General features: G+C 37.5%; 7 protein-coding genes. 5 read left to right on the top strand and 2 right to left on the bottom strand.

All coding sequences use genetic code 11. From position 1 onward, the window contains the following. Window positions 1-168: 168 nt before the first annotated feature. A complete protein-coding gene (locus PN450_RS23230) occupies window positions 169-474 on the bottom strand; it encodes an efflux RND transporter periplasmic adaptor subunit (protein ID WP_168697046.1) in 306 nt (101 codons plus the stop codon). Between the two features lie 80 nt (window positions 475-554). On the opposite strand from PN450_RS23230, the gene PN450_RS23225 reads away from it, so the two are divergent. The 4 genes from PN450_RS23225 (at window position 555) to PN450_RS23210 (ending at window position 3715) form a co-directional block, all read left to right on the top strand. Then, window positions 555-1313: a thioesterase II family protein gene (locus PN450_RS23225; RefSeq protein ID WP_148763711.1), complete on the top strand. Its 759-nt coding sequence runs from the start codon at window positions 555-557 to the stop codon at window positions 1311-1313. Window positions 1314-1601: 288 nt separating this feature from the next. Next, window positions 1602-2066, top strand: coding sequence for an Hsp20/alpha crystallin family protein (locus PN450_RS23220; RefSeq protein WP_168653813.1), 465 nt, complete (start codon window positions 1602-1604; stop codon window positions 2064-2066). Between the two features lie 424 nt (window positions 2067-2490). Then, the gene (locus PN450_RS23215; RefSeq protein WP_168651280.1) at window positions 2491-2736 is read left to right on the top strand and encodes a hypothetical protein; all 246 of its coding nucleotides are present in this window, start codon (window positions 2491-2493) and stop codon (window positions 2734-2736) included. A gap of 10 nt (window positions 2737-2746) precedes the next feature. Further along, window positions 2747-3715 carry a hypothetical protein gene (locus PN450_RS23210; protein ID WP_271837698.1) on the top strand — a complete coding sequence of 323 codons (969 nt, stop codon included), beginning with the start codon at window positions 2747-2749 and terminating at the stop codon, window positions 3713-3715. A gap of 118 nt (window positions 3716-3833) precedes the next feature. Here PN450_RS23210 and PN450_RS23205 read toward each other — a convergent pair whose 3' ends face one another. After that, on the bottom strand, window positions 3834-4346 hold the full coding sequence (locus PN450_RS23205; RefSeq protein WP_168697044.1) for a Spy/CpxP family protein refolding chaperone: 513 nt from the start codon (window positions 4344-4346) through the stop codon (window positions 3834-3836). Between the two features lie 220 nt (window positions 4347-4566). On the opposite strand from PN450_RS23205, the gene PN450_RS23200 reads away from it, so the two are divergent. Then, window positions 4567-5763, top strand: coding sequence for a sensor histidine kinase (locus PN450_RS23200; RefSeq protein ID WP_168697043.1), 1197 nt, complete (start codon window positions 4567-4569; stop codon window positions 5761-5763). Window positions 5764-5860 lie beyond the last annotated feature (97 nt).

The following is a 5860-nucleotide window of genomic DNA, read 5'->3' as shown; positions in this document are numbered from 1 at the left end:
TAAAAATGATGGACTGTAGTGTGAGCGTCTCGCTCACGCGGGCAAGACTTGTACTGAGCTTGTCGATAGCGCAGCGTGGCGTTAGCCATAGTATGCCCGCACTACCAAAAACCCGTCAAAATAAATTTGACAGACTACTAGGTCACTTTTAACGACTGTTTGAGCATTTTAAATGGCTATTTTATCACCTCGAACAACGGCTTGAGCATTTTGGATTGCTTCTCTATCTGCTTGCAATGTGGCTTGTGATGTCTCACTGTTAGTAGAATACAATTGGGCTTGATCCTGGCTCACAGCACCATTTTTATATAGTTCGTTATAACGTTTAGTTTGGGACTGGGCGTATTTTGCTTGTGCTTGATCTTCTGCTAAGGTAGCGATCGCTTGTCGGACTAATCCCTCATCTTTAGCTAATGTCGTGATCTGATTTTCTGCATGAGCCAAGTTTCCTAACCTGACTAGGAAAAAAGTCACAATAGTTTCATGACTTTTTTCCTAATTTAAAAATAGATCCAGCAATCAAATTAGCAATTAACCCCATATAAACCTCCATCATGACAACTAAAACCACTTTCACATCTTGGATAACTTGCCCTAAACCCAACCCCCAAGCTAAATTACGCCTATTTTGCTTTGCTTATGCTGGTGCTAGTGCCTCAGTTTTTCGGACTTGGGCTGATGATTTACCCGCAACTATTGAATTATGCCCTATCGAAATTCCCGGTAGAGGCAGACAAATCAAATCACCTCCATACACAAAAATCCTCCCTTTAGTCCGAGAAATAGCCACTAATATCATCCCCTGTCTAGATAAACCTTTTGCTTTTTTCGGTTACAGTATGGGTGCATTAATCAGTTTTGAGTTAATTAGGCTACTGCGTTCTGAATATAGTCTTTATCCTTTGCATCTTTTTATTGCTGCCCGTTGCGCCCCACAATTCCCTAGGGAAAACCCACCCATTTCTAAATTACCAGATGCCGATTTTTTAGCCGCAATATCCCAGTTTAATGGGACTGCCAAAATGGTGCTAGAAAATGCCGAATTGATGCAGATTTTTTTGCCGATTATTCGGGCTGATTTTACAGTTTTGGAATCCTATGTTTATACTTCTCAACCACCTCTAAATTGTCCTATTAGTGCTTTTGGTGGGTCAGAAGATCCAACAGTTAGCTATACTGCTCTTTCTGCCTGGGAAAAACAAACTGTTGCTCCTTTTTCATTGAAAATGATCGGTGGTGATCACTTTTTTATCAATACGGCTAAAAGCACTTTAGTTAATAGTGTAATTCAATCTTTACAGTGTTATATTTAAGATATTTTTGGCTAAAAAATAGTAGCAATATCCACTCTCGTATTCTAACATACGAACCTGAAGTTATTAGCTCAATAGTACGGTTATTACGAAGATTATATCTATAAAACCGAACTGTAATTAATTGATTTTCTAGTGCTATCATCTAATTGGGAGGCTAAAAATTAGGCTTCAAGAAGTTAAGAGTTAGAGATTTTGCCAGTAGTATTATTGTTTACCAAGTCACAAGCTGAAGATTTAGTCTCACCAAATCAGAAAGTCCAATAGTGAATTTTTGAGGAGATAGTTATGACACTTGTACGTTGGAATCCGTTACGGGAAATAGAACGCTGGGAACCATTCCCTGAAATGGGTATTATCCGGCAGCAAATGGATCGCTTGTTTGAACAATTATTACCACCTGATGCAGTTGAAAGGGTGGGGTTAACTTTCATTCCTCCGGCTGAGATTGCAGAAACTGATAGTGATTTGAAGTTGAAAGTAGAAATACCAGGTTTGGACGCAAAGGATCTTGATGTCGAAGTCACTCCTGAATCGGTTTCTATTAGCGGTGAGCGGAGGTCGGAAACAACAACGGAAGCAGAAGGTTTGACTCGCTCGGAATTCCGTTATGGTAAGTTCCAACGGGTAATTGCCTTGCCTGCTGTTGTGGATAATGAGAAGGTAGCGGCAGAATATAAGGATGGAATTCTCTATCTAACTATTCCTAAAGCCGAATCGGAAAAACACAAAGCTGTGAAGGTTCGTCTTTAGTTAGTTACCTTTGATTAGGCTAGATCAGGAAGGGTGAGGGATTTTATAATTACTTCATCCTTCATTTTTTTTGTTACTAGTAGGCGAGATTATAATTTATTATCAATAGTCCAGGTTTAAAAATATGCCTAAAAATATGTTTTAAATTATATAGTTAATTCTCAAGATAGATGCTAAAAAAGCATTCTTATATTCACAAGTCTTGAGAGCAACAAGTTTAACCTATATTTCTTTTCATTCTTTTATGTAAGGGATGGGAAAATATATCCCAGTCACTGTTAATATATCGGAAATAGCAGTTTATGCCTCTGAGTTAGATGGGATTTTTTAATTTTTTAGAAAACTTCTATGAAAACACACACTGATACAGTTTCATTTGCTTGAATAGCTATATAAAGAGGATTAAGACTGGCAATTATTAATTATGGCAACCAAAGTAATTGATGTTAGAGAATATACTGTCCGAGCGCACAAAAGGCAGATTCATACGCGAGTTTTCAACTTTGTCTGTAAAGAATGTAATCAGGCTACAAAACGAGAGACTTTCGGAACTCGCCCTTTATATTGTGAATGTTGTCGTCCTCCCCAACCTCCTAAAAAATCACTCCAGGTATCGACACCGAGCAAACCTAGAGCCATGACTTACACCAGCAATATAGATTTAGGTTGAGTGAATTACTATGAATTCTCCAGAACAATTACAAGCACCCCCCGATGTATTTATTACGCCATTGTTGGAATTACGAGATTACTATGGGAGTCTCGCAAAAAAGTACCAACGTCTATTTATAGAGGCGCGATCGCAATTAGATAATGTAGAATCTTTGTTGTCTACTTGGTCTTATCCTCATGACAACGAACAGGTTGAGGCTGCTGAAGAAGATTCACTGTTGTTGTTGTCTTCCAATCAGAGTTCTCGTGTAGAATATTTGGATTCTCTAGAGTCAGAAGTTCCTAAATCAGACTCTTTCAAGGTTGATCATTCCCTTTCTGAAGTTAGCAACTCAGGCAATTTTTCCTTTCAACGTCGTCACTATGTTGGTAAAGGGGAAGACGTTCCCATGCTGGCTCAGTATGAAAATATGACTCGCATGGAAGCACTTAAAAAGCTATTGCAAGAATATGTGGGAACTGTCTGTCACATAGATTTTATTGTGCGATCGCTCTACGGTAATTTAGAGTCTACTATCTTTAAAGTCGTTAAAGGTAGAGTCCAATCATCTCTAACTCAAGGGAGAGAAAGTGGTTATTGGTCAGCAATTCCCGATGAACCTGGTTGCTATACCCTAGATTTAAATTCACTAGGACCGATTCAAGGTAAGGGAATATCTAGAAGTATTAAATCCTCCAAAACCAACAAACATTTCACCAGACCCCAGATGAAAGTAGTCCCGATGTTGGCACAATTTGATGGTCAATTTTTAATTGATGCTCTGACCTTATTTCTAGAACAAAATGCCGGACGAATTTTCAATGTGAATGAGATAGTCAATGGTATTTATGGACATTTAGATGCTGAAGAAGTCAGAGAGGTCAAAAATAAGGTTCTCAATGAACTATCTAGGGGTCATCGCACAGGCCGCTTTGTGAGAGTTCCTAACCAAATCGGTTTGTATACTTGGGATATGAATATGATCGTCCAGAAATGATCCAAAAAAGGGGCGTTAACAAATTGTAACGCCCTCTCTAAAGTTTGCCTATATACAAAAATGGGATGAGATTTTAAGCCCACCCCTAATTTATTAATCTTATTTGAATAGTCAAGAATTATTGAGGTTTATCTTGTTGACGACGAGAACGCATATTTTCTCGCATTTGCTTCATTTGTGCTTGCTGTTCCGGAGTTAACACAGCTTGCATTTGTTGTTTTGATGACTCTCTAATTTGTTTAATTTGATTTTTCTGTGTTTCAGTTAAGTTCAAAGAAGCAAAAATATTACCTTTTTTACCACGTCCTTCTTGACGTTCTCCTTGTCCTTGTCTTTGTTGACGTTGCGCTTGATGTTGAGCCTTACGTTCAGCCATTGCAGCTTGTAATTTGGTCTTTTGTTCGGGAGTCAAAACAGCTTCAATTTGAGCGCGGGTACTGCGGCCGATTTCTTTCATTTTAGCTTTTTGTTCAGGTGTCAAATTCAACTTTTGAAATTGACCCTTTTTTTGCCATTCTTTACCAGGTTGAGGTGAGGATGGATTATTTTGTTCCGCTTGAACTGCAAATGGAGTTGCGATTAAAGTTAAAGCCAGAGTACCAGCAATCAGTGATAATGTCTTCAGTTTCATAAATACCTTTTGGTTATGTTTGGTTATGTTGGCTTTCTATAGTTCCTATCATATAGATTAACGCCCAGTAATGATATGAGGCAAAGGTCACGTCTACACCCATGACTTTAGTCATGAAATTAGCATTTCAATATCTTCCTCTCATCCTATTGAACTTGAATCATGATACAAATATATTAAATCTAGGTTAGGCTGCCATTTTTTCAATTATCAATTTTTTATGAATCGTCCTATTCAATTTAATAATCATCCTTTTCGATTTCTACTTTATTTAGAATGGCTACTATTAGGATTTTCGGCGTTAATGGCATTAATGCCATCTCCTTCACCGCGCTTTTCTGTCATGTATCCAGAACTGACAATTTGCAGTTTGACATTTTTCGGTTTAATGGGTTTAAGATTGCCTACTTACAATAAAATCAATAAATTTATTTATACGACTATTGAAGTTATATTAATTTTAATTACTGGCTTTTTTGGTGGTAGAAGTGCGAGGCTTTTTCCCTTTCTCTATCTAATTTTGGTAACTCGCAGTTGTTTAATTTTTCGACTACCAGGAAGATTAGCAGTTACTTTCTCCTCATTTATTTTATTTTTACTTACTCTCAGACAAAGGATGCCTCCTGGACGATTTTCACCAATAGCCCAAGAAAGATTTTGGTTTTTTAGTTTTAGTTTAGCAGTTTTATTTGGTTTAAGTTTAGTATTTGTTTTAGTATTAATGAATACTGTTTTATCTGAACGGCAAAGTCGAGATAAACTCCAAGCTGCAAACGAAAAACTCCGTCAATATGCCTTGAGAATTGAAAGTCAGGCAACTTTGGAAGAACGCAACCGTATTGCTAGAGAAATTCATGATTCTTTAGGACATTCTCTGACGGCTTTAAATCTTCAATTAGAAACTGCTTTAAAGTTATCAAAACACGATATACCTAGAGCAATGACGTTTTTAGCCACTGCCAAAGAACTCGGTTCAAAAGCCTTACAAGATGTCCGTCAATCGGTTTCTACCATGAGATCCCATCCTTTACAAGAACAATCGTTAGAACAGGCAATTCAGAATCTTGCGGCAGATTTTCAGCGTTCTACTGGCATTTTACCCAGTTGTCAAATATCCATTATTTCTCCATTGTCTATGGAAGTCAGCACTCCTATTTATCGAGTTATTCAAGAATCATTAACTAATATTTCTAAATATGCCCAAGCCACAGAAGTTCAACTAGAATTAACAACAACATTAGAAACTGTGAAGTTAACAATTCAGGATAATGGCAGAGGTTTTGATTTAGAGCAAAATACTACTGGATTTGGTTTACAAAGTATGCGCGATCGCACGTTGGCATTAGGAGGTGAATTTCATATTCATAGCAGTCATAATCATGGTTGTCAAATTATAGTTGATATCCCTTATTTATAGCAGGGGAGAATATTTTTTCCAATCACCAATTACCAATCACCAATCACCAATCACCAATCACCAATCACCAATCACCAATCACCAATCACCAATTACC

The organism is Dolichospermum lemmermannii CS-548, assembly GCF_028330815.1.
Taxonomy (GTDB): Bacteria; Cyanobacteriota; Cyanobacteriia; order Cyanobacteriales; family Nostocaceae; genus Dolichospermum; species Dolichospermum lemmermannii.
The sequence above is the reverse complement of the archived record's forward strand: the minus strand, read 5'-3'. Positions and strand labels throughout refer to the sequence as shown.